The organism is Streptococcus sp. Z556 (assembly GCF_053010225.1).
In genome coordinates this window covers 347,045-371,440 of the sequence record NZ_JBRKNU010000002.1, presented here as the reverse complement: position 1 = coordinate 371,440, position 24,396 = coordinate 347,045, and the positions used below count along the sequence as shown (strand labels likewise).

The following is a 24,396-nucleotide window of genomic DNA, read 5'->3' as shown; positions in this document are numbered from 1 at the left end:
TTCATATAACTTAGAAAAACGGGAGGAACTATTATGGATGTCATTATCAATCTGGCCAACGATATCTTTAAACCTATCTTGGCTATGGGTGGCCCTATCATCATGCTGATCATTTTGACAGTATTGGCTCTACTTTTTGGAGTGAAATTCTCCAAAGCGCTCGAAGGTGGTATCAAGCTTGCCATCGCCCTTACTGGTATCGGTGCTATCATCGGTATGCTCAACGGTGCTTTCTCAGCTTCACTTGCGAAATTCGTTGAAAACACTGGTATTCAATTGAACATCACTGACGTTGGTTGGGCACCACTTGCAACCATTACTTGGGGGTCTGCATGGACACTTTACTTCTTGCTTGTCATGTTGATTGTCAACGTTGTGATGCTTGCAATGAAGAAAACAGACACACTTGACGTTGATATCTTCGATATCTGGCACTTGTCAATCACTGGTCTTTTGATCAAATGGTACGCTGACAACAACGGTGTAAGCCAAGGAGTTTCACTCTTCATCGCGACAGCAGCAGTTGTACTTGTAGGTATTTTGAAGATCATCAACTCTGACTTGATGAAACCAACATTCGACGACCTTCTTAACGCACCAAGTTCATCGCCGATGACTTCAACTCACATGAACTACATGATGAACCCAGTTATCATGGTTTTGGATAAGATCTTTGATAAAGTATTACCAGGTCTTGATAAATATGACTTCGACGCTGCGAAATTGAACAAAAAAATCGGTTTCTGGGGATCTAAATTCTTCATCGGTTTCATTCTTGGTATCGTTATTGGTTTGATGGGAACTCCACATCCAGTTGCTGGAGTAGAAGATGCATCTTCATGGGAACTTGTTATTAAAGGTTGGTTGAGCCTTGGTTTGACTGCCGGTGTCTGCTTGGAGCTCTTCTCACTCATCGGATCTTGGTTCATCGCAGCCGTAGAACCACTTTCACAAGGTATCACAAACGTTGCTACTAAACGTCTTCAAGGACGTAAATTCAACATCGGTCTTGACTGGCCTTTCATCGCTGGTCGTGCTGAAATCTGGGCTTGTGCCAACGTACTTGCACCAATCATGTTGATTGAAGCAGTGCTTCTTTCAAACGTCGGAAATGGTATCTTGCCACTTGCAGGTATCATCGCCATGGGTGTGACTCCAGCTCTCTTGGTTGTTACTCGTGGTAAATTGCTTCGTATGATCATCTTTGGTACACTCTTGTTGCCACTCTTCCTTCTTTCAGGTACTCTTATCGCTCCATTTGCAACTGAACTTGCTAAAGGCGTAGGTGCCTTCCCAGAAGGTGTGAGCCAAACTCAATTGATCACTCACTCAACTCTTGAAGGACCAATCGAAAAACTATTTGGTTGGGCAATTGGTAATGCTACAACAGGTGATATCAAAGCAATCCTTGGTGCAGCAGCCTTCCTTGTATTCTATGTAGGTATCTTTGCTTGGTATAGAAAACAAATGATCAAACGTAACGAAGAATACGCTGCAAATGCTAAATAATTCGCTCCTATAAAATGTAAATTGTGAAAACTAGGTTGTCAATTTCCGACATTGGGAGTGACAACCTAGTTTTTTATATAAAAATCTAAGAATAGTTGGAGAATATAATGGTAATTGAAGTAAAATCAGACCAGTTAACGGTCCAATTTAAAACCTTAGGTGGTGCCCTGTCATCAATCAAGGACCGAGAAGGCATTGAGTATTTGTGGCAAGGAGATGCCACTTACTGGAGTGGACAAGCTCCAGTACTTTTTCCAATCTGTGGTTCTTTGAGAGAGGATACAGCCTTCTACAGTCATGCAGATGGAACGGAGACGAAAGGAAAGATTCCTCGTCACGGTTTGGTCCGTAAAAAAGAATTTGAATTAGTTGATCAAACAGAAAACAGTGTAACCTTTGCTATCGAAGATGATGAGAATACTTATCAAAACTATCCTTATCATTTCCGCCTTGAAATCACTTATCTAGTGACTGGCAAGACTGTTCGTACTCAATACAAAGTCTTCAATAAAGAAACTAGCAAGGTCATGCCTTACTTTATTGGTGGTCATCCAGGATTTAACTGTCCTCTGCTAGATGGCGAAACTTATGAAGATTACTATTTAGAGTTTGAGAAAGAAGAGACTTGCTCTGTTCCACGTCCTTTCCCAGAAACAGGAATGTTAGACTTCCAAGATAGAAGTCCATGGTTGGATGGGCAAAAAGAATTAGACCTTAGCTATGATTTGTTTAGCACAGATGCAGTGACTTTGGATGAGTTGCAATCCAGAACAATTGCCCTTCGTTCTCGTAAGCATGAGAAGGGATTAAAAGTACACTTCCAGGAGTTCTCAAATCTCATTATCTGGTCAACTTTGAATAAGGGACCTTTCATTGCCTTTGAACCATGGTCTGGCTTATCAACTTCACTTGAAGAAGGAGATCATCTAGAAGATAAGAAGAATGTTAGTCTCTTGGAAGCTGGTCAAGTAGATCAGATTGGCTTTGATATTGAAATATTTTAGATAAAAAACCACAAAAACAAACATTTTCTGTTGACTTTTTATGAAAATAGGAGTATATTATGTTTGTAAGCGACAAATGATGTTTGTAACAAACAAATAATCACTTGTTATATTCTCTTTCGAGGAGAAAGTTTGTTTCTAGGAACTTGATTTCCTGGACTTGGATAAGGTGATATTCATCTCATTCAATCAAATTTATCACTAAACTGCTAGAAAGTCTTTTGTAGGTAAACTGCTAACTATAAAAGTCTTTACTAGCCTAGAAAAATAAAAAGGAGTATACAATATGTCTATTGTTATCGGTGCAGATGCTGCAGGTTTGAGATTGAAAGAAGTTGTGAAAGACTTCTTGGAAAAAGAAAACTTCCACGTTGTGGATGTTACAGCTGAAGGTCAAGACTTTGTCGATGTGACTCTTGCTGTTGCTGCAGAAGTAAACAAAGAAGAACAAAACCTTGGTATCGTGATTGACGCTTATGGTGCTGGTCCTTTCATGGTCGCAACTAAAATCAAAGGAATGGTTGCTGCAGAAGTTTCAGATGAACGTTCAGCCTATATGACTCGTGGACACAACAACTCACGTATGATCACTATGGGTGCACAACTTGTTGGTGACGAATTGGCCAAAAATATTGCTAAAGGTTTTGTTAATGGTAAATACGACGGTGGACGTCACCAGATTCGTGTCGACATGTTGAACAAAATGTGTTAATTAGATTACAGTAAGAAAGGTAAGTTAAAAATGAGAATTGCAATCGGATGTGACCACATCGTAACAAATGAAAAAATGGCAGTTTCTGAATTCTTGAAATCAAAAGGACATGAAGTCATTGACTTTGGTACTTACGATCATGCGCGAACACACTACCCAATTTTTGGTAAAAAAGTAGGGGAAGCAGTTGTTAGCGGACAAGCTGATCTTGGGGTATGTATCTGTGGTACAGGTGTTGGTATCAATAACGCTGTTAACAAAGTTCCAGGTGTACGCTCTGCCTTGGTTCGTGATATGACAACAGCACTTTATGCAAAAGAACAATTGAATGCCAACGTTATTGGTTTCGGTGGTAAGATTACTGGTGAATTGCTCATGTGTGATATCATTGAAGCTTTCATCAATGCTGAATACAAGCCATCTGAAGAAAACAAAAAATTGATCGCTAAAATTGAGCATGTTGAAACTCACAATGCTCATCAAGCAGATGCAAACTTCTTTACAGAATTCCTTGAAAAATGGGATCGCGGTGAATACCACGACTAAGAGGTGACGCATGATTTTAACAGTCACAATGAATCCATCCATTGATATTTCTTATCCTTTGGATGAATTGAAAATTGACACTGTCAACCGTGTGGTGGACGTGACCAAGACAGCTGGTGGTAAAGGGCTCAATGTTACACGAGTTCTTTCAGAATTTGGTGATTCTGTTGTTGCTACTGGTTTGGTCGGTGGTAAACTTGGTGAGTTTTTAGTAGAGCATATCGATGATAAAGTAACGAAACGTTTCTTCTCCATTCAAGGAGAGACTCGTAACTGTATCGCTATTCTACACGGAGACAATCAAACAGAAATCCTTGAAAAAGGGCCTGAAGTTCTGGAACAAGAAGGGCAAGATTTCTTGGCTCATTTTGAAAATCTTCTTGACACTGTGGAAGTAGTTGCTATCTCTGGTAGTCTTCCAGCTGGTCTTCCAGTTGACTACTATGCAAACTTAGTAGAACTTGCTAATCGCGCAGGAAAACCTGTAGTCTTGGACTGCTCAGGTGCAGCTCTTCAGGCGGTTCTTGAATCACCCCACAAACCAACAGTAATTAAACCAAATAACGAAGAATTGTCTCAGCTTCTTGGAAAAGAAGTTTCAGAAGATTTGGATGAATTAAAAGAAGTTCTTCAAGAGCCTCTATTTGCAGGGATTGAGTGGATTATCGTTTCACTTGGTGCAAATGGTGCTTTTGCAAAACATAGTGATACTTTCTACAAGGTAGATATTCCGAGAATTCAAGTAGTTAATCCAGTTGGATCTGGAGATTCTACTGTGGCAGGTATTTCATCAGGTCTTCTTCATAAAGAATCTGATCAAGAACTCCTCATCAAGGCCAATGTCCTTGGTATGCTCAATGCCCAAGAAAAGATGACAGGTCATGTCAATATGGCCAACTATCAAGCTTTATATGATCAATTAATAGTAAAAGAGGTATAAAATGGTTTTAACAGAAAACAAACGTGCTTGCTTGCAAAAACTCTCTGACGAGAACGGCATTATCTCAGCTCTTGCCTTTGACCAACGTGGCGCTTTGAAACGCCTCATGGCTCAATACCAAACGGAAGAGCCAACAGTCGCTCAAATGGAAGAACTTAAAGTATTGGTTGCAGATGAATTGACAAAATACGCATCATCAATGCTCCTTGACCCTGAGTACGGACTTCCAGCTACAAAAGCGCTTGATGCCAATGCTGGTCTTCTCCTTGCTTATGAGAAAACAGGATACGATACAACAAGTACAAAACGCTTGCCAGACTGCTTGGACGTTTGGTCTGCAAAACGTATCAAGGAACAAGGTGCAGATGCTGTTAAGTTCTTGCTTTACTATGACGTAGACAGCGCTGACGAACTCAACCAAGAAAAACAAGCCTACATCGAGCGTATCGGTTCTGAGTGTGTGGCGGAAGACATTCCATTCTTCCTTGAAATCTTGGCTTACGATGAAAAAATCGCTGACGCAGGTTCTGCCGAATACGCTAAAGTAAAACCACGCAAGGTAATCGGTGCTATGAAGGTCTTCTCAGACCCACGCTTTAACATCGATGTCTTGAAAGTGGAAGTTCCAGTTAACGTGAAATACGTTGAAGGCTTTGGTGATGGAGAAATCGTTCATACTCGCGAAGAAGCAGCAGCCTTCTTCAAAGCACAAGATGAGGCAACTAACTTGCCATACATCTACTTGAGTGCAGGAGTGTCAGCAAAACTCTTCCAAGAAACCCTTGTCTTTGCCAACGAATCAGGCGCAAACTTCAACGGAGTTCTTTGCGGCCGTGCTACATGGGCTGGATCAGTTGAATCCTACATCAAAGATGGTGAAGCAGCAGCTCGTGAATGGCTACGTACAACAGGATTTGAGAACATTGACGAACTCAACAAGGTTCTTCAAACAACAGCGACTTCATGGAAAGAACGCGTGTAATAAAACCATTAAAGACTGAAATTTTAATACTTACAAAAATCCCCACCAATCGGTGGGGATAGTTTTATGGTTTAGAAAGAATGATTTTTGTTTGTTTCGAAAGTTGGTCGAAGGTTTCTTTGTTCAGTTTGGAATCTGAAACGATAGTATCAATCTCTGAGATATTGTAGAAGGTGTAAAAATCAAACTTATTAAACTTACTGTGATCTGCCAGTAGATATTTTTTATTGGCATTATTCAAGGCAATTCGTTGTACCTCGCCCTCTTCTTCACTGAAAGTAGCAATTGCCTTATCCTTAATACCATTACAGCTAACAAATGCCTTAGAAAACTGAAGGTTTGTCAAATCCTGTAAGGTAAGTGTCCCTACAAAAGCACCAGTGATAGAGCGATAATTTCCACCAATCAAAATCAAATCTGTTAGTTTTCGTTCGTTTAGGATGAGAAAAACTGGAAGACTGTTTGTTACAACACGAATATTATCGATAGGGAGCTCACGAGCAAAACACTCCAAGGTTGTTCCTGGACCGATAAAAATGGTTTCTCCTTCGTCAATCAAACGACCTGCAAAACGACTAATTTCTTGTTTTTCAGCAATCTGTAAGCCTTGTTTTTCAACGTTTGACCGTTCGTTGTTTAAGAGAGAACCTGTACGAAGTTTTTCAGCACCACCATGCACACGGACCAGTAAATCTTTATCTGCCAATTCTTGTAAGTAGCGACGAGCTGTCATATCTGATACATCCAGACGCGTCATGATTTCTTTTACAGTAATAGTTCCCTTTGTATTTACCGTTTCTAGAATATTATCTAGTTTCTCTTGCTTTAGCATCCTTATCACCTCGATTTCTACTATTATTATCTTACCATAAAACGCTCAATATATCAAATAGAAAAAAAAACAAAATAAAACAAAAAACAAAAATATCATGGTTGTTTTAAACAAACCATGATATTTTGAATGATTGGCCAAATTAGTCTAAACCGTAGTTGTAATCATCATCTTGCATGGCTTCAACTTCACCAAGGAGGTAACCATTTCCGACTTGAGAGAAGAAGTCGTGGTTGGAAGTTCCTGTTGAAATACCGTTCATGACGATTGGGTTGACATCATCTGCTGAGTCTGGGAAGAGTGGATCTTGTCCTAGGTTCATAAGGGCCTTATTGGCATTGTAACGAAGGAAGGTTTTGACTTCCTCAGTCCAACCAACACCGTCATAGAGACTTTCTGTATAGCCCTCTTCGTTTTCGTAGAGAGTGTAGAGCAGGTCGTACATCCATTCTTTGAGTTTTTCTTGCTCTTCTTCAGGCAATTCGTTGAAACCAAGTTGGAATTTGTAACCGATGTAGGTTCCGTGAACAGACTCATCACGGATGATTAGTTTAATGATTTCCGCAACGTTGGCTAGTTTGTTGTTACCGAGATAGTAGAGCGGTGTAAAGAAACCAGAGTAGAAGAGGAAGGTTTCAAGAAAAACGCTGGCAACTTTCTTTTCAAGTGGACTACCATTGAGATAGATTTCATTGATAATTTCAGCTTTTTTTTGTAGGTAAGGGTTGGTGTTGGTCCATTCAAAGATTTCTTCAATCTCAGCCTTGGTATTCAAGGTTGAAAAGATAGAAGAGTAAGATTTTGCGTGGACTGATTCCATAAACTGGATGTTGTTGAAAACAGCTTCCTCATGCGGTGTACGGATGTCTGAACGAAGAGCCTGAACCCCTGTTTCAGATTGCATGGTATCAAGAAGCGTTAAACCACCAAAGACTTTTCCTACCAAGTCTTTTTCCTTGTTTGATAGTTTTCTCCAGTCGTCAAGGTCATTTGACAAGGGGATACGAGTGTCGAGCCAGAATTGCTCCGTCAGCTTTTCCCAAGTTGATTTGTCGATGACATCTTCGATGGCATTCCAGTTAATGGCTTTGTAGTAAGTTTCCATTTGAAATCTCTTTCTGTATGTAATAATGCGATTATGGAATCTTCTCTATTTTATCATAGTCTGAGAAGAGTATCGCACAAAAAGTCGGAAGACCGACTTTTCATTTTTCCTAGTATTTTAGATACTTGTCAAGTTTTTTTCTGGTGGGTAACTTAATCAGTAGTCTGAGAAAATGTGGTTTCCTCAGATAAAAATTAAATCACACAGCTTTCACATTGGTTAGCACCAACTTCCCCACCGTCGTCTGTAAAGGTACGGACGTAGTAGATAGACTTGATACCCTTGTTAAAGGCATAGTTACGAAGAATAGATAGGTCACGTGTCGTTTGTTTGTTTTCTTTCTTCCATTCGTAAAGACCTTTTGGAATGTCGCTACGCATGAAGAGGGTGAGTGAAAGTCCTTGATCCACGTGCTCTGTCGCAGCAGCGTAAACATCAATCACCTTACGCATATCCATGTCGTAAGCAGAAGTGTAGTAAGGGATAGTATCTGTTGACAAACCTGCAGCAGGGTAGTAGATCTTACCAATTTTCTTTTCCTGACGTTCTTCGATGCGTTGTGTAATCGGGTGGATAGAAGCAGAAACGTCGTTGATGTAGCTGATAGAACCATTTGGAGCAACAGCTAGACGGTTTTGGTGATAAAGACCATCTGCTTGAACCTTTTCGCGAAGTTCAGCCCAATCAGCAGCACTTGGGATAAAGACGTCTTTGAAGAGCTCTTTGACACGGTCTGATTTTGGAACAAATTCGCCTGTCACATACTTGTCGAAGTAGCTTCCGTTAGCATAGTCTGATTTTTCAAAGTTGTGGAAGGTGATACCACGTTCACGCGCGATGTTATTAGATTCTACCAAGGTCCAGTAGTTCATAAGCATAAAGTAGATGCTTGTAAATTCAACTGACTCAGGTGATCCATATTCGATCAGTTGTTGCGCTAGGTAGCTGTGAAGTCCCATAGCACCAAGACCAAAGGTGTGAGCCAAACTGTTTCCGTGGTCGATAGTAGGGACAGCTACGATGTGTGAACTATCTGTAACGAAAGTCAAAGCACGAACCATAGCACGGATAGAACGACCAAAGTCAGGTGAGGTCATCATGTTGACCACGTTGGTTGAACCAAGGTTACATGAGACGTCTGTTCCCATTTGAAGGAATTCTTGAGCATCGTTGATCAAACTTGGTTCTTGAACTTGAAGAATCTCAGAACACAAGTTGCTCATGATAATCTTTCCATCAACAGGATTTGCACGGTTAGCCGTATCGATGTTGACTACATATGGATAGCCAGATTCTTGTTGCAATTTAGAGATTTCCGTTTCCAAATCACGCGCCTTGATTTTTGTCTTGCGGATATTTGGATTTGCTACTAATTCATCATATTTTTCAGTGATGTCGATATAGTTGAATGGCACGCCATACTCAAGCTCTACAGAGTAAGGGCTGAAGAGGTACATTTCTTCATTTTTACGAGCCAATTCGTAGAATTTATCTGGTACCACAACTCCAAGTGAGAGGGTCTTCACACGAACTTTTTCATCGGCATTTTCTTTCTTAGTAGAAAGGAAGGCGATGATATCTGGGTGAAAGACATTGAGATACACTACACCAGCCCCTTGACGTTGCCCCAATTGGTTGGAGTAAGAGAAGCTGTCTTCGAAAAGTTTCATAACTGGTACGACACCAGAAGCAGCACCTTCATAGCCTTTGATAGGTGCACCAGCTTCACGAAGGTTGCTGAGGGAAATTCCCACACCACCACCGATACGTGAAAGTTGGAGAGCTGAGTTGATGGAACGTCCGATAGAGTTCATGTCATCAGTTACTTGAATCAAGAAACAAGATACCAACTCCCCACGACGAGCACGACCTGCGTTCAAAAAGGAAGGAGTAGCTGGTTGGTAGCGTTGGTGGATGATTTCATTGGCAATATCAGTCGCAATCGCTTCATCCCCGTCAGCAAAATAAAGTGCATTAAAGAAGACACGGTCTTCCATACTTTCAAGGTAATATTCACCGTCGTTAGTCTTCAAGGCATATTGATTGTAAAACTTATAGGCAGCCATGAAAGACTTGAATTGGAAGTTTTGATCTTTAATAAATTGAGACAATTCTTCCAAGAATTCTGGGCGGTATTTCTTGATAAATGCTGTTTCAATGTAGTTGTGTTCAATGAGGTAGTTGATTTTATCAGTGATTGAATCAAAAACCATAGTGTTTGGAACTACATTTTCTTTAAAGAAGGCATCCAAGGCTTCTTTATCTTTATGAAGCATGATTTGTCCATTAACAGGACGGTTGATTTCGTTATTGAGACGGAAGTAGGTCACGTCCTCAAGATGTTTTAATCCCATAAAATTTCCCTTATCTAATTACAAAAGAAAGGCTTCTAAGTTAGCCCTAGAAGCAGTTTCTTCTGGATGATGTACTAAGATTATGCTAACTGTTTTAGTTTTCCTGGTTGGAAACCTGAAAAAACTTCAGTTGGTGTTTGGATAATAGGAGCTGCGCTGAAACCGAGCTCTTTAACTTGATCGATGTACTCAGGTTGCTCGTCAAGATTAATCTCACGATAAGCGACATTGTTGCTGTCCAAGAAACGCTTGGTCATCTTACATTGGACACAGTTGTTTTTAGAATAAACGGTTACCATTTTCGTAACTCCTCTTTCAAAATTGATTACTTTCTTAGTATATCAGAAAAAAAAACTTTGTCAAACTTTTTAAACTAAATCTTGTGCTAAAAAGTTACAGTTTCAAAAACAAAGCACAAGATATAGTGTTTTGTCAGAGTGTAAAATTGGGTTTTCATTGAACTATCAAAGTTTATCAAAACAAAAAAACTATATACTGTATATTGGTAAGACAAATAGAAGATTTTCAGCAAGTTATCAGAAAGGAAATAGAAGAAAGTCCATAAAACACTTGAAAAATTATCTAGAAGGTGATATAATACAGTCTTGTAAGGGTTATCACATATAACTCAAAAAAGAAATAACTAAAGGAGAGTCAAACTATGGCTTCTAAAGATTTCCACGTAGTGGCAGAAACAGGTATTCACGCACGTCCAGCAACATTGTTGGTTCAAACAGCTAGCAAATTTGCTTCAGATATCACTCTTGAATACAAAGGTAAATCAGTAAACCTTAAATCTATCATGGGTGTTATGAGTCTTGGTGTTGGCCAAGGTGCTGACGTTACAATTTCAGCTGAAGGTGCAGATGCTGACGACGCAATCGCTGCTATCACTGAAACTATGGAAAAAGAAGGATTGGCATAAGGAAAATGACAGAAATGCTTAAAGGAATCGCAGCATCAGACGGTGTTGCAGTTGCAAAAGCATATCTACTCGTTCAACCGGATTTGTCATTTGAGACTGTTACAGTCGAAGATACAAACGCAGAAGAAGCTCGCCTTGATGCTGCTCTAAAAGCATCACAAGACGAGCTTTCTGTTATTCGTGAGAAAGCAGTAGGTACGCTCGGTGAAGAAGCTGCTCAAGTATTTGACGCTCACTTAATGGTCCTTGCTGACCCAGAAATGATCAGCCAAATCAAGGAAACAATCCGTGCTAAGAAAGTGAATGCAGAAGCAGGTCTGAAAGAAGTTACAGACATGTTTATCACTATCTTTGAAGGTATGGAAGACAACCCATACATGCAAGAACGTGCGGCGGATATCCGCGACGTGACAAAACGTGTATTGGCAAACCTTCTTGGTAAAAAATTGCCAAACCCAGCTTCTATCAATGAAGAAGTGATTGTCATTGCACATGACTTGACTCCTTCTGATACAGCTCAATTGGACAAAAACTTTGTAAAAGCTTTTGTAACCAACATTGGTGGACGTACAAGCCACTCAGCTATCATGGCACGTACACTTGAAATTGCTGCTGTATTGGGTACAAACAACATCACTGAAATCGTAAAAGACGGTGACATCCTTGCCGTTAACGGTATCACAGGTGAAGTTATCATCAACCCAACTGATGAACAAGCTACAGAATTTAAAGCAGCTGGTGAAGCTTATGCTCAACAGAAAGCTGAATGGGCACTCTTAAAAGATGCTAAAACAGTGACTGCTGATGGCAAACATTTCGAATTGGCTGCCAACATCGGTACTCCAAAAGACGTTGAAGGTGTCAATGACAACGGTGCTGAAGCTGTTGGTCTTTACCGCACAGAGTTCTTGTACATGGATTCTCAAGACTTCCCAACAGAAGATGAGCAGTACGAAGCTTACAAGGCTGTACTTGAAGGAATGAACGGTAAACCAGTTGTCGTTCGTACAATGGATATCGGTGGAGATAAGGAACTTCCTTACTTCGATATGCCTCACGAAATGAATCCATTCCTTGGATTCCGTGCCCTTCGTATCTCTATCTCTGAGACTGGAGATGCTATGTTCCGCACACAAATCCGTGCTCTTCTTCGTGCGTCTGTTCACGGTCAATTGCGTATCATGTTCCCAATGGTTGCACTCTTGAAAGAATTCCGTGCAGCGAAAGCAGTCTTTGACGAAGAAAAAGCAAATCTTCTTGCTGAAGGTGTTGCAGTTGCGGATGATATCCAAGTTGGTATCATGATCGAGATTCCTGCAGCGGCTATGCTTGCAGACCAATTTGCTAAAGAAGTTGACTTCTTCTCAATTGGTACAAACGACTTGATCCAATACACAATGGCAGCAGACCGTATGAACGAACAAGTTTCATACCTTTACCAACCATACAACCCATCAATCCTTCGTTTGATTAACAACGTTATCAAAGCAGCTCATGCTGAAGGTAAATGGGCTGGTATGTGTGGTGAGATGGCTGGTGACCAACAAGCTGTTCCACTTCTTGTCGGAATGGGCTTGGATGAGTTCTCTATGTCAGCAACATCTGTACTTCGTACACGTAGCTTGATGAAGAAATTGGACACAGCTAAGATGGAAGAGTACGCAAACCGTGCCCTTACAGAATGCTCAACAATGGAAGAAGTTCTTGAACTTCAAAAAGAATACGTTAATTTTGATTAATCGAAAAATCCCTGCAACGCAGTTGCAGGGACTTTTTTTATATTTTTTAAAGCAATATTAAGAAAAACTGCTTTATATGAAGCCTTTCGAAGACAAGGTAGTAGGGCAGAATAAAAAATTACTTAACTGGTTCATAAAATCCTTGACAAGGTGAAAATTTAGGAGTAAACTATTAACCAGTTAAGTAATAGAGAGGAGTTTCTGCAATTTAGAAATGAATTGCAAATAGAAATATCAAAAAAGAAAGTGAGTTTCGATGAAAATTAATAAAAAATATCTTGCTGGTTCTGCGGCAGCCTTGATTTTAAGTGTTTGTTCTTACGAGTTGGGACTGTATCAAGCCAGAACGGTTAAGGAAAATAATCGTGTTTCCTATATAGATGGAAAACAAGCGACGCAAAAAACGGAGAATTTGACTCCTGATGAGGTTAGCAAGCGTGAAGGAATCAATGCGGAGCAAATCGTCATCAAGATAACAGACCAAGGCTATGTCACTTCACATGGCGACCACTATCATTATTACAATGGTAAGGTTCCTTATGACGCAATTTTTAGTGAAGAATTACTCATGAAAGATCCAAACTATAAGCTAAAAGATGAGGATATTGTCAATGAAGTCAAGGGTGGATATGTTATCAAGGTAGATGGAAAATACTATGTTTACCTTAAGGATGCTGCCCATGCGGATAATGTTCGTACGAAAGCAGAAATCAATCGACAAAAACAAGAGCATAGTCAACATCGTGAAGGTGGGACTCCAAGAAACGATGGTGCTGTAGCTCTGGCACGTTCGCAAGGACGTTATACCACAGATGATGGTTACATCTTTAATGCATCTGATATTATAGAGGATACTGGTGATGCTTATATCGTTCCTCATGGCGATCATTACCATTACATTCCTAAGAATGAGTTATCAGCTAGCGAGTTGGCTGCTGCAGAAGCCTTCCTATCTGGTCGGGGCAATCTGTCAAGTTCAAGAACCTATCGCCGACAAAATAGCGATAACACTCCAAGAGCAAACTGGGCACCTTCTGTAAGCAATCCAGGAACTACCAATACTAACACAAGCAACAACAGCAATACTAACAGTCAAGCAAGTCAAAGTGATGACATTGATAGTCTTTTGAAACAGCTTTATGCCTTGCCACACAGCCAACGACACGTAGAATCTGATGGCCTTGTTTTCGACCCGGCGCAAATCACAAGTCGAACCGCCAGAGGTGTAGCTGTCCCTCATGGTAACCATTACCACTTTATCCCTTATGAACAAATGTCTGAATTGGAAGAACGAATCGCTCGCATCATCCCGCTTCGCTATCGTTCGAACCACTGGGTGCCGGATTCAAGACCAGAACAACCAAGTCCACAACCGACTCCGGAACCTAGTCCAAGCCCGCAACCTGCACCAAATCCTCAACCAGCTCCAAGCAATCCAATTGACGAAAAATTGGTTAAACAGGCGATTCGAAAAGTAGCTGATGGCTATGTATTTGAGGAGAATGGAATCTCACGTTATACTCCTGCCATGAAGCTTTCAGCAGAAACAGCAGCAGCCATTGATAGTAAACTAGCCCAGCAAGAAAGTTTGTCTCATAAACTCAGAGCTAAGAAAACCAACCTCCCATCTGGTGATCGAGGATTTTACAATAAGGCTTATGATTTACTAGCAAGAGTTCTTCAAGACTTACTTGATAATAAAGGGCGCCAAGCTGATTTTGAGGCTTTGGATAAACTCTTGGAACGACTCAATGATGCTTCAAGTGATAAAGTCAAGTTAGTGGATGATATTCTTGCTTTCTTAGCACCGATTCGCCATCCAGAACGTTTAGGAAAACCGAATGCGCAAATTGCTTATACTGATGATGAGATTCAAGTAGCCAAGTTGGCAGGTAAGTATACAACAGAAGACGGTTATATCTTTGATCCTCGTGATATCACAAGTGATGAGGGGGATGCTTATGTAACTCCTCATATGACCCATAGCCATTGGATTAAAAAAGATAGTTTGTCTGAAGCCGAAAGAGCGGCAGCCCAGGCTTATGCTAAAGAGAAAGGTTTAACTCCTCCTTCAACAGACCATCAGAATTCAGGAAATACGGAGGCTAAAGGAGCAGAAGCTATCTACAACCGCGTGAAAGCAGCCAAGAAGGTGCCGCTTGATCGTATGCCTTACAATCTCCAACATACTGTGGAAGTCAAAAACGGAAGCTTGATTATTCCTCATTATGACCATTACCATAACATCAAATTTGAGTGGTTTGACGAAGGCCTTTATGAGGCTCCTAAGGGTTATACTTTAGAGGATCTCTTTGAGACTGTGAAGTACTATGTCGAACATCCAAACGAACGTCCGCATTCAGATAGTGGTTGGGGAAATGCAAGTGACCATGTTCAAAGAAACCAAAATGGTCAAGCTGATAACAATCATACGGAAAAACCATCAGTAGAGAAACCTCGGACAGAAAAACCTGAGGAAGAAAAACCTCGCGAAGAGAAGCCGAAGAGTGAGAAACCAGAGTCTCCAAAACCAACTGAGGAGCCAGAAGAAGAATCGCCAGAGGAATCAGAAGAACCTAAGGTTGAAACTGAAAAGGTTGAAGAAAAACTGAGAGAGGCTGAAGATATACTTGGAAAAATCCAAGACCCCATTATCAAGTCTAATGCCAAAGAAACTCTCACGGGATTAAAGAATAACTTGCTATTTGGCGCCCAAGACAACAATACTATTATGGCAGAAGCTGAAAAATTATTGGCTTTGTTAAGGGAGAGTAAGTAGTTGTAGCAACATTTTCTAACTCCTAAAAACAGGATAGGAGAGCTAGAAAAGATAAAATCGAAAAATGAGAGCAGAATATGAGTTCTAGTTCTCATTTTTTTCATGAAAATGTGCAAAATATCTTGACATATAGTGTAAATAAAGATAAACTATTTACTAGTTAATTAAATGGTTAAATACTAGTTAAGGAGTAATGATGAAAAAAAGAACGATCCTATTATTGATGGCCAGTTTGTTGGCTCTTGTCTTAGGAGCATGTAGTCAAAAAGAAAAACAAGAAGCAAAAGGGATGAAGATTGTCACAAGTTTTTACCCAGTCTATGCCATGGTCAAAGAGGTATCAGGTAACCTGAATGATGTTCGGATGATTCAGTCAAGTAGTGGAATTCACTCATATGAACCTTCAGCGAATGACATTGCTGCTATTTATGATGCGGATGTTTTTGTCTACCACTCGCATACACTGGAGTCTTGGGCGGGAAGTCTGGATCCAAATTTGAAAAAATCAAAAGTTAAAGTTTTAGAAGCCTCTGAAGGGATGACCTTGGAGCGTGTACCAGGTTTGGAAGATGTTGAAGCTAGTGACGGTATTGATGAAAAAACACTCTACGACCCTCACACTTGGTTAGATCCAGAAAAAGCTGGCGAAGAAGCGCAGATTATTGCGGATAAACTTTCGGAGCTTGATAGTGCCAATAAAGAGACTTATCAAAAGAATGCTAAAGACTTTATCGCTAAAGCTCAAGAATTAAGCAAGAAATACCAGCCTATTTTTGAAAAAGCAAGTCAAAAGACTTTTGTTACGCAACACACAGCCTTTTCTTACCTGGCTAAACGCTTTGGTTTGAAACAACTTGGTATAGCAGGGATTTCTCCTGAACAAGAACCAAGTCCGAGACAGTTGACAGAAATCCAAGAATTTGTAAAAACCTATAAGGTTAAAACCATCTTTACTGAGAGCAATGCTTCTTCTAAAGTCGCTGAGACCTTGGTCAAATCAACAGGAGTTAGCCTGAAAACACTGAATCCTTTGGAAGCAGACCCCGAAAATGACAAAACTTACTTAGAAAATTTAGAAGAAAATATGAATGTTCTTGCAGAAGAATTAAAATGAGGAGATTATGAAAATTAAGAAAAAGTATCTTGCGGCGGGATCGGCTTTAGTCCTTTCCCTAAGCCTTTGCATCTATGCATTGAACCAACACCAGGTAGAAGGAAACAAAGATAATAACCGTGTGTCTTATGTCGATGGGAAGCAAGATTCTCAAAAAACAGAGACCCAAACACCAGACCAAGTTAGCAAAAAGGAAGATATTCAGGCAGAACAAATTGTCGTGAAAATTACCGATCAAGGTTATGTGACATCACACGGTGATCATTTCCATTATTACAATGGTAAAGTTCCTTTTGACGCGATTTTCAGTGAAGAACTGTTGATGAAAGATGCCAATTATCAACTGAAAGACGCTGACATTGTCAACGAAATCAAAGGTGGCTACATTATCAAGGTTGATGGCAAGTATTATGTTTACCTTAAGGATGCGGCGCATGCAGATAACGTTCGTACGAAGGACGAAATTGAACGCCAAAAACAAGGTCATACTCACGATGCACCAACTTCTAACAGTGCAGTGACCCTTGCACGATCACAAGGACGCTATACTACCGATGATGGCTACATCTTTAATCCATCTGATATTATAGAGGATACTGGCGATGCTTACATCGTTCCTCACGGAGGACATTACCACTATATTCCTAAGAGTTCTTTGTCTGCTAGCGAATTGGCAGCTGCCCAAGCCTATCTCTCTGGAACTAGAAAACAACCGAGTGTGACTAACTATCGTCCAAGTCAAAATGGAACCAGTCAAACCACTAATCCTAGTCAACAAACCGAAACACCAAGCAAACCAGAAGAGAGCCTTCAGAGTCTATTGCAGCAACTCTATGCTCTTCCAAGTAATCAACGTTATGCAGAATCAGATGGCTTGATTTTTGACCCTGCTAAGATTTCAAGCAGAACACCAAGTGGCGTAGCGATTCCTCATGGAAATCACTATCATTTTATTCCATATACAAAGCTTTCTACCTTGGAAGAAAAGATTGCGCGTATGATTCCTCTTGCTAGCGACAGTGGAAAACCAGCACCTTTGGAAAAACCAAGCAAACCCGTAGAACATCCTGGGCAGCAAGACCATCATCATGACCAAGACGGTGAACACGGAAGTCAGGGGACCAACCATGGAGATCATGACCATGATGGAGAGAACCATGACCATCATCATGATGAAGAACATGATCATGGTTTTGCAGCTGACCGTGTCATCAGTGAGGATGAGCAAGGATTTGTAGTTTCTCACGGAGATCACGCTCATTATTTCTTTAAGAAGGACTTGACTGCAGCTCAAATCAAAGCTGCCCAAAATCACTTGAAAGAAAATCATCAGTCTGAGCCTGTTCAACCACTTGCCAAGACTGTGGAAAGTTTCTCAAGAGATGCGAGCGATGAAGAAAAAATCAAGTATATCTCACAGACCTATGGAGTACCGCTCGAAGCGATTCGTATTTCAAATGGATTCTTTGTCTTTGGAAACCCGGATCAAGCCTATGATCCTACTCATATTCACCCGTATGCTGTTCGTAAGGAGCGTGTTCGTATTCCACTGCAGACAGGTGACCCTGAACTTGATTTCTTAAATGAACTTTTTACAACTGCTTTACGTGACAATGTATCTCCTTATAGTTTGCAAGTTGAAAATGGTAGCTTTGTGATTCCTCACGGAGACCACAATCACTACATTAAGGTTCAGACAAAGGGCTATGAAGTAGCTTTGAAAAACAAGATTCCTACCTTACAATCAAGCTATCAGCCTGGTGCATTTGACGAGCAGAGTGTTCTTTCTAAAGTTGATCAACTGTTAGCAGATAGCAGAAATCTCTACAAAGACCAACCTATCATGCAGAGACGGGTTGAACTTGCTTTGGGGCAATTTACTGAAAACATGAAAAAACTGGCGACCAACTCAACCGCTGGTTACCTAGCGGCCTTGGATCTCTTTGATAAGCAATATATCCATGTGGATCAAAGTGTGGCACCGGTTGAAACTTCACCTTTAGATAAGAAGTACCAAGTCCTTGTAGATAAGATCAATACACTGGATACGGACACTTATGGCTTGCCTAAGAAAGATCTTTTGGTACATTTGCAGGATGCGAAGTTAGCACAAGATGAGACAGAGTTGGCTGCGATTGAAGCGAAACTTCAAGCCTTGCAAGATTTCCGTGATCGTACAGGAGTCACAACTGTAGAGTACATCAAGTACTTCTACGAACATGTATCCGATGGCCGTCTTAGAGAAGAACTTCGTAACCGTGTTGCCAAGCTGACTTGGGAACTTTACCAGTCGCAATCTTTCCTCAAAGCAACCGACTTAAACAAGTTATTCCCAACCATCTACCAAACTAAACTTGAGGTGGAAGAAGCTCTCAAAGAAGAACCCGTTTCTACAAAAGCTGGTAAGACTATTCTAGATACGGAAAAAGTAGATAGTCAAACCGCTAAGACAGCCATCTATGAATTCCTAAAAGAACTCTACGGTGATTTTATGCCAGAAGAGCGGGTTAGCCGGGTCAAGAAGGAAGAAGTGGATGCTCTCCTATCCAAAGTTGTTCAACTTCTAGCGCGTGTCAAAGAAGACGGTGTCAAACAATCCCTAGCTGAAGAAGCAGCCAATATCAAAGCAGCCGCAGAAAAAGAAAATGCAGACCTTGACGAAGCTAAAACACAACTTGAGGATCTTTTAAATCGTATTGCCGCGACTATCCAACGAGAGGAAAAAGAAGCAGAACAAGATCCACAAACGGTGATCATCTACCAAAAACTCTATAATGTCTTGCTCTCTCTTCACAAGTACTTAGAGGATAACAAAGGATCTGATGCTGACTTTGAACGTGTTGATGGCCTATTTGATCAACTCGCAGCTAAAAGTAGTGATAAGGAAGGTCTCCTCACTCTAGCTAAAGAGATTATTAGCTTGAACCAAGAACTTCGTTCAAAAGCAAGTGAAACTGACAGCCAATCTAAGTCTGAGAAAGGCAGTGAAACAACTGCTTCTCAATCAAATGAAAAACAAGCACAAAGTGAGTCTGAGCCAAGTGCTCAACCAAACGAATAAAAAGAAAGACGAAGTAGCTGAGCTACCTCGTCTTTTTTAGTCATTATAAGATACAATACCAATGATGGTATCTACTGCGCGCTCCATAGTTTGAAGACTGACGTATTCAAAACGTCCATGCATGTTTTCACCACCAGCAAAGATATTCGGAGTTGGAATACCCATAAAGGAAATTTTAGAGCCATCTGTCCCACCGCGAATTGGCTCGATAATTGGCGTGATTTCTAGATCTTCCATAACGGCTTTGGCAATGGTAACGGGCGTCATATCTTTCTCAATGACTTCCTTCATATTGTAGTACTGGTCTGTCAGAGTCAAGGTCACGCGATCATTCCCAAGTTCTTGATTCATCTTATCAGCGATGTCCTGCATGGCTTCCTTACGAGCTTCAAAGGCATCTTTTTCAAAGTCACGAATGATATAGCTTGCACGTGCTTCCTCGACACTACCTGACACATCCATAAGATGATAGAAACCTTGGTAACCATCTGTCAGTTCAGGACGATCATTCCCAGGAAGTTGATTATGAAAATCAATCGCTAGCTGAAGGGCATTGACCATCTGACCTTTAGCAGTACCAGGGTGAACATTGCGCCCTTGGAAATGGAGTTCAGCAGCAGCTGCTGAGAAAGTTTCGTACTGAAGTTCACCTAGTGGGCCACCATCAACGGTATAGGCAAAGTCAACGTCAAAGTCTTCTGCATCAAACTTATTGGCACCGACACCGATTTCTTCGTCAGGTCCAAAACCAACACGAATCTCACAGTGTTTGATTTCGGGATGAGCAGTCAGATATTCAATAGCAGTCATAATCTCAGCAATCCCTGACTTGTCATCAGCACCCAACAAGGTCCTGCCATCAGTTGTGATAAGCGTTTGGCCATGATATTTTTCAAGACTCTTGAAGTCAGAGGGATCTAGTTTAAATCCAGAATCACCCAAGTCGATAGCTCCCCCATCGTAATTTTCGATGACTTGCGGATTAACTCCCTCAGCATTAAAATCAGCAGTATCCATATGGGAGATGAAGCCAATTTTGCGAGTGAGCTTTGGATCATTAGCTGGTAAGGTACCAATAGCAAAACCATTTGGAAGGTAGTAGACGTTTTGCAAACCAACACGTTTCATTTCAGGAATAAGAACATTGGTCGCAAAATCTACCTGGCTTTGCGTACTTGGAGTAGTAGTAGAGTGTTCGTCAGATCGCGTATTGACCTTAACGTAGGTTAAGAAACGATCTAAAAGGTTCGGATAAGTCATAAAAACTCCTTTAACAATCATAAAATAGAATGCAAACTTCGGAAAAATCCTCATTCTGAAAATTTCACGAATTTTGAAAAAATATAATAATTCAAATTCAATAGACTTTTAAATGAAATTTTGGATATTCTAGAATAAAATATATGCATTGATATTTTATGAGATTTTTTTATTCTTTTTTCATTTTACCATAGAATAGTTTGAAAGACAAAGAAGAATCATACTCTTTTATTAATTAACATAATATAAAATTAATCATATTAATTGACACTACGTGAAGTTTATTGTACAATAATCTTGCAAATGGCTAGATTGATATAACAATAGGTCTAAAGTATCTTACTTAAGGAGAATAAAATGAACATTCGCTTCGATTTTAAGAAAGTTCAAATTATTGCGCGCCGTTTAGTTACACTGTTAGCTATTCTCTTTTTGTGTGCTCCGATGAGTCTGTTAAATGCTGATTCTACTACAGAACCTCAGACAACCCTTCACAAGACAATCACTCCGATATCAGGACAGGATGACAAGTATGAGTTGTCCTTGGATATTACTTCCAAGCTTGGAACGGAGACCCAGTCAGAACCCCTAGATGTTGTTTTGGTAGCCGACCTCTCAGGAAGTATGAATAAAAGAGATGTTCCTTCTTCTACTGGCCGAACAATTACAAGATTGGATGCTTTAAAAAATACCCTTAAAGGAACTCGAGATCGTCAGGGCTTAATTGATACCATTTTATCCAATTCAAATAATCGATTGTCCATGGTAGGTTTTGGTGGAAAAATTGATAATAAGTTTGCGGAACAAGCATGGAATGCCAACTACAGAAAATGGGAGTGGGGGTATCGGTATTGGCCGTATGAAGAGAGAACAGCATTTTATGATGGTGTGTCCCCATGGGATGATGCAGATACAATTTTAAATTGGAATAACGATGCTAGTGGTTCAAAGACTGCAGTCAGTAATATGAGAATTGCTGGTGGTCAATCAATAGGGACTGAATCAGGAATCGGTACAGGAACCAATATTAGCGCGGGTATTCGTATTGCCAATCAATTAATAGATAGTGCAAGACCAAATGCTAAGAAGGTTGTTATTGTTCTATCAGATGGTTTTGCCAATATGTATTACAACGACAGTGGTTATACTGTTTATAACTATAATAATCAAGATGGATCAGAAACGGCACCAGATTGGTTCTGGAATAATTTAGATGTATCTATCAATAATCTCGCCTATAGTCTCGCTCCAAAACTAGCTGGCTTTTACTCTATTAAGTTTCGTTATTCAAACAATGTCGACAGTATTACTAGTCTGCAGTATTATATCAGGTACCACAATTCTTCCATTCCTAATGAAATCCTATCCGCAAACAATGAAGACCAGTTAAGAGACAGTTTTAAAGATATCACAGATAAGATTCTGCCTCTGGGGGTTCACCATGTGACCATCAAGGATGTTCTTTCTAAGTATGTTCAGTTATTACCTAATGGATCTTCAGATTTTCGTGTCGTTAAAGAGAAAGATGGTAGCAGTGAAACATTAACTGAGAATCAAGTAACTTTTGAAACCAAGACAAGCTCAGAAGGTTTAGTGGAGGTTACGGCTAATTTTTCTCCTAATTATTCCTTGGAAGATGGCGCTAGATATGTACTAAAATTTAAAGTTGCATCTAGTCAAGAAGCCTTAGATGCTATTGCTGGTGATAAGAAGATAGAGGCTGGTGATGCTGAAGGTTCTGATGTTAATAAACTCTACTCCAATAAAGGAGCCAGTGTCACCTATTCTTATGGAATAGGCACCTCTCAAACCAAGACCAAAGATTACTCTGACAAACCTACCTTCAAGCCTTCGGATCCATTAACGGTTCCAGTGGAAGTTGAATGGCAGGGTGTGACGGGTGCGAGAACAGTTATAACAGCTAATCAACCAAGTAATGTTGAACTGAAACTGGTTCAAAAGAACAAGAACGGAGGTTCTGATAATCAAGACTATCGAAAGACTAATGTAAATGTTAGAACAAATATCTTTAATGAAACGAGGAACTTTGAAAAAGTTGCTAAAGGATATCAATACGATTTAATAGCACCTGATGTTCCCGCATTTACTAAAGAAATTAAAAATGTTGGTACAGAATCTAAACCATCCTTTAAGGTCATCTATAAGCAATTACCAAGTCTGACCATCAAGAAAGTGTTGAAATCTGAAAATAACTTGAACAAAGAGTTTAGGATTAAGGTAAAACTAACCTCACCGGATTCTAAACCATTGAATGGAACTTTCGGCGAGATAACTGTTGTGAATGGAGAAGCGGAGATCCGTGTCAGTAAACGGAAACGTTGGAAAGGTGTTCTAAGTTATCTTCCTCGAGGAACACATTACAAGGTTGAAGAAGAAGCGGCATCAACGAATGGTTACCACGTTACATATGAGAATCAAGAAGGAGATTTGAATATAGATGAAACCAGCACTGTGACGAATCACAAGCTTCCGAGTTTATCAGTCACTAAGAAAGTAACGGGAGCCTTTGCCAATCTATTAAAATCCTTTCAAATCACCATTAACTTAAAGGATGCTCAGAACAGACCATTGAATGGGTCCTATAGCGCAACAGTAGATAATCAAAGAACAACCCTACAATTTACTAATGGTAAATCGTCTGTTGATCTCAAGAAAGACCACACAATCAAAATTGATGGACTTCCACTCGGTAGCCATTTCAGCATCGAAGAAGAAGCTAGCTCTTCTCGAGGTTATCAGGTTTCCTATGAAAACAAAGAGGGAACTCTTGATTCAGATAAGGCTGCAACAGTCACTAACAATAAAAATAGTGTACCTGAGACTGGGATTGACCTTTTGACTAGTAGGCTGGTGCTAGGAGTGGTACTTCCTTTGGGACTGATCTTCTTTACAATTTTACTTGGACACCTTGTGGTGAATAGGAGGAAGTAATGCTACTTAAAAAGAAACATAAGAAAACAGTAACACAAGTCAATTGGGATAAGTCTCCGCCGAGTGTATGGGGAGATATCCTCTACTTAGTCAGTAAGCTTCTGATGGTTGGGTTTGTACTGGCCACCCTTTACTTTTTTGTCTTTGGACTATTGAGATACAATGACGATGGCATGAAGCCAGCCTTAAAAGATGGCGACTTGGTTGTCTACTATAGGTTGGATAAACGTTATTCGATTGGTGATCTGCTCGTCTATAGTTATAAGGGCAAGGAAAGAGTGGCGCGTGTCATAGCAACCGAAGGAAGTACGATCGATATAAACGAAAATGGTCTCATCATCAATGGTTCTCCTCAACAAGAGCAGGATATCTACAAAGAAACGCTGCTCTATAAGGAAGGGGCTACCTTCCCAATGAAAGTTCCAGCAGGACAACTCTTTGTCCTCGGAGACAATCGAACAACGGCTGTAGATAGTCGTGCTTTTGGAACCATTCCTATACAGGATACCCATGGCAAGGTGGTAACAGTCCTAAGGCGACGGGGCTTTTGATGATAATTTATGAAAAAAGAAATTTAAAAAT

General features: G+C 40.3%; 18 protein-coding genes. 13 read left to right on the top strand and 5 right to left on the bottom strand.

All coding sequences use genetic code 11. From position 1 onward, the window contains the following. The first annotated feature begins 33 nt into the window (after positions 1–33). The 6 genes from ACVC7S_RS04165 to lacD all read left to right on the top strand — a co-directional run bounded on the left by ACVC7S_RS04165 (position 34) and on the right by lacD (position 5,693). Positions 34–1,509 carry a PTS galactitol transporter subunit IIC gene (locus ACVC7S_RS04165; protein ID WP_000382522.1) on the top strand — a complete coding sequence of 492 codons (1,476 nt, stop codon included), beginning with the start codon at positions 34–36 and terminating at the stop codon, positions 1,507–1,509. Between the two features lie 107 nt (positions 1,510–1,616). Further along, positions 1,617–2,513, top strand: a complete 897-nt coding sequence (locus tag ACVC7S_RS04160; protein WP_447266295.1) for an aldose 1-epimerase family protein — start codon at positions 1,617–1,619, stop codon at positions 2,511–2,513. Positions 2,514–2,799: 286 nt separating this feature from the next. Continuing rightward, positions 2,800–3,225 carry a galactose-6-phosphate isomerase subunit LacA gene (lacA, locus tag ACVC7S_RS04155; protein ID WP_000029277.1) on the top strand — a complete coding sequence of 142 codons (426 nt, stop codon included), beginning with the start codon at positions 2,800–2,802 and terminating at the stop codon, positions 3,223–3,225. A gap of 30 nt (positions 3,226–3,255) precedes the next feature. Continuing rightward, positions 3,256–3,771 carry a galactose-6-phosphate isomerase subunit LacB gene (lacB, locus tag ACVC7S_RS04150; RefSeq protein ID WP_045591451.1) on the top strand — a complete coding sequence of 172 codons (516 nt, stop codon included), beginning with the start codon at positions 3,256–3,258 and terminating at the stop codon, positions 3,769–3,771. A 10-nt stretch (positions 3,772–3,781) separates the two neighbouring features. Next, complete coding sequence (locus tag ACVC7S_RS04145; protein ID WP_447266294.1) at positions 3,782–4,711, top strand: tagatose-6-phosphate kinase; 930 nt, start codon at positions 3,782–3,784, stop codon at positions 4,709–4,711. Position 4,712: 1 nt separating this feature from the next. Then, positions 4,713–5,693 carry a tagatose-bisphosphate aldolase gene (lacD, locus tag ACVC7S_RS04140; protein ID WP_447266293.1) on the top strand — a complete coding sequence of 327 codons (981 nt, stop codon included), beginning with the start codon at positions 4,713–4,715 and terminating at the stop codon, positions 5,691–5,693. A gap of 64 nt (positions 5,694–5,757) precedes the next feature. Here the strand turns inward: lacD and ACVC7S_RS04135 are convergent, their stop codons facing one another. From ACVC7S_RS04135 to nrdH, 4 genes are all read right to left on the bottom strand, one after another. Then, positions 5,758–6,525 (bottom strand): DeoR/GlpR family DNA-binding transcription regulator, encoded by a 768-nt coding sequence (locus ACVC7S_RS04135; protein ID WP_000917577.1) that lies wholly within the window; start codon positions 6,523–6,525, stop codon positions 5,758–5,760. A 142-nt stretch (positions 6,526–6,667) separates the two neighbouring features. Then, positions 6,668–7,630, bottom strand: coding sequence for a class 1b ribonucleoside-diphosphate reductase subunit beta (nrdF, locus tag ACVC7S_RS04130; RefSeq protein WP_447266292.1), 963 nt, complete (start codon positions 7,628–7,630; stop codon positions 6,668–6,670). Positions 7,631–7,824: 194 nt separating this feature from the next. Then, complete coding sequence (gene nrdE / locus ACVC7S_RS04125; protein WP_000523266.1) at positions 7,825–9,984, bottom strand: class 1b ribonucleoside-diphosphate reductase subunit alpha; 2,160 nt, start codon at positions 9,982–9,984, stop codon at positions 7,825–7,827. Positions 9,985–10,064: 80 nt separating this feature from the next. Beyond that, complete coding sequence (gene nrdH, locus ACVC7S_RS04120) at positions 10,065–10,283, bottom strand: glutaredoxin-like protein NrdH (protein WP_000259239.1); 219 nt, start codon at positions 10,281–10,283, stop codon at positions 10,065–10,067. Between the two features lie 362 nt (positions 10,284–10,645). Between nrdH and ACVC7S_RS04115 the strand changes: the two genes are divergently transcribed. The 5 genes from ACVC7S_RS04115 (at position 10,646) to ACVC7S_RS04095 (ending at position 19,602) form a co-directional block, all read left to right on the top strand. Continuing rightward, positions 10,646–10,909, top strand: a complete 264-nt coding sequence (locus ACVC7S_RS04115) for a phosphocarrier protein HPr (RefSeq protein ID WP_000146948.1) — start codon at positions 10,646–10,648, stop codon at positions 10,907–10,909. Between the two features lie 5 nt (positions 10,910–10,914). Next, positions 10,915–12,648, top strand: a complete 1,734-nt coding sequence (gene ptsP / locus ACVC7S_RS04110; RefSeq protein ID WP_447266291.1) for a phosphoenolpyruvate--protein phosphotransferase — start codon at positions 10,915–10,917, stop codon at positions 12,646–12,648. Positions 12,649–12,904: 256 nt separating this feature from the next. Next, positions 12,905–15,427 carry a pneumococcal-type histidine triad protein gene (locus tag ACVC7S_RS04105; RefSeq protein WP_447266290.1) on the top strand — a complete coding sequence of 841 codons (2,523 nt, stop codon included), beginning with the start codon at positions 12,905–12,907 and terminating at the stop codon, positions 15,425–15,427. Between the two features lie 196 nt (positions 15,428–15,623). Next, entirely contained in the window at positions 15,624–16,541 is a 918-nt protein-coding gene (locus ACVC7S_RS04100; RefSeq protein ID WP_447266289.1) for a metal ABC transporter solute-binding protein, Zn/Mn family, read from the top strand. A 7-nt stretch (positions 16,542–16,548) separates the two neighbouring features. Beyond that, the gene (locus ACVC7S_RS04095; RefSeq protein WP_447266288.1) at positions 16,549–19,602 is read left to right on the top strand and encodes a pneumococcal-type histidine triad protein; all 3,054 of its coding nucleotides are present in this window, start codon (positions 16,549–16,551) and stop codon (positions 19,600–19,602) included. Positions 19,603–19,638: 36 nt separating this feature from the next. Here the strand turns inward: ACVC7S_RS04095 and pepT are convergent, their stop codons facing one another. Then, positions 19,639–20,862, bottom strand: coding sequence for a peptidase T (gene pepT / locus ACVC7S_RS04090; protein ID WP_447266287.1), 1,224 nt, complete (start codon positions 20,860–20,862; stop codon positions 19,639–19,641). 357 nt (positions 20,863–21,219) lie between these two features. Between pepT and pitA the strand changes: the two genes are divergently transcribed. Continuing rightward, the gene (gene pitA / locus ACVC7S_RS04085) at positions 21,220–23,814 is read left to right on the top strand and encodes a PI-2 pilus tip adhesin PitA (RefSeq protein WP_447266286.1); all 2,595 of its coding nucleotides are present in this window, start codon (positions 21,220–21,222) and stop codon (positions 23,812–23,814) included. Beyond that, entirely contained in the window at positions 23,814–24,365 is a 552-nt protein-coding gene (gene sipA / locus ACVC7S_RS04080) for a PI-2 pilus system signal peptidase SipA (RefSeq protein WP_139658604.1), read from the top strand. Before pitA ends, sipA begins: the two co-directional genes overlap by 1 nt. Positions 24,366–24,396 lie beyond the last annotated feature (31 nt).

What these genes read in the sequence shown, in the direction of transcription:
- ACVC7S_RS04165 (WP_000382522.1), top strand. Translation starts at nt 34, where the DNA reads ATGGATGTCATTATCAATCTGGCCAACGATATCTTTAAACCTATCTTG.
- ACVC7S_RS04160 (WP_447266295.1), top strand. Translation starts at nt 1,617, where the DNA reads ATGGTAATTGAAGTAAAATCAGACCAGTTAACGGTCCAATTTAAAACC.
- lacA (WP_000029277.1), top strand. Translation starts at nt 2,800, where the DNA reads ATGTCTATTGTTATCGGTGCAGATGCTGCAGGTTTGAGATTGAAAGAA.
- lacB (WP_045591451.1), top strand. Translation starts at nt 3,256, where the DNA reads ATGAGAATTGCAATCGGATGTGACCACATCGTAACAAATGAAAAAATG.
- ACVC7S_RS04145 (WP_447266294.1), top strand. Translation starts at nt 3,782, where the DNA reads ATGATTTTAACAGTCACAATGAATCCATCCATTGATATTTCTTATCCT.
- lacD (WP_447266293.1), top strand. Translation starts at nt 4,713, where the DNA reads ATGGTTTTAACAGAAAACAAACGTGCTTGCTTGCAAAAACTCTCTGAC.
- ACVC7S_RS04135 (WP_000917577.1), bottom strand. Translation starts at nt 6,525, where the DNA reads ATGCTAAAGCAAGAGAAACTAGATAATATTCTAGAAACGGTAAATACA.
- nrdF (WP_447266292.1), bottom strand. Translation starts at nt 7,630, where the DNA reads ATGGAAACTTACTACAAAGCCATTAACTGGAATGCCATCGAAGATGTC.
- nrdE (WP_000523266.1), bottom strand. Translation starts at nt 9,984, where the DNA reads ATGGGATTAAAACATCTTGAGGACGTGACCTACTTCCGTCTCAATAAC.
- nrdH (WP_000259239.1), bottom strand. Translation starts at nt 10,283, where the DNA reads ATGGTAACCGTTTATTCTAAAAACAACTGTGTCCAATGTAAGATGACC.
- ACVC7S_RS04115 (WP_000146948.1), top strand. Translation starts at nt 10,646, where the DNA reads ATGGCTTCTAAAGATTTCCACGTAGTGGCAGAAACAGGTATTCACGCA.
- ptsP (WP_447266291.1), top strand. Translation starts at nt 10,915, where the DNA reads ATGACAGAAATGCTTAAAGGAATCGCAGCATCAGACGGTGTTGCAGTT.
- ACVC7S_RS04105 (WP_447266290.1), top strand. Translation starts at nt 12,905, where the DNA reads ATGAAAATTAATAAAAAATATCTTGCTGGTTCTGCGGCAGCCTTGATT.
- ACVC7S_RS04100 (WP_447266289.1), top strand. Translation starts at nt 15,624, where the DNA reads ATGAAAAAAAGAACGATCCTATTATTGATGGCCAGTTTGTTGGCTCTT.
- ACVC7S_RS04095 (WP_447266288.1), top strand. Translation starts at nt 16,549, where the DNA reads ATGAAAATTAAGAAAAAGTATCTTGCGGCGGGATCGGCTTTAGTCCTT.
- pepT (WP_447266287.1), bottom strand. Translation starts at nt 20,862, where the DNA reads ATGACTTATCCGAACCTTTTAGATCGTTTCTTAACCTACGTTAAGGTC.
- pitA (WP_447266286.1), top strand. Translation starts at nt 21,220, where the DNA reads ATGAACATTCGCTTCGATTTTAAGAAAGTTCAAATTATTGCGCGCCGT.
- sipA (WP_139658604.1), top strand. Translation starts at nt 23,814, where the DNA reads ATGCTACTTAAAAAGAAACATAAGAAAACAGTAACACAAGTCAATTGG.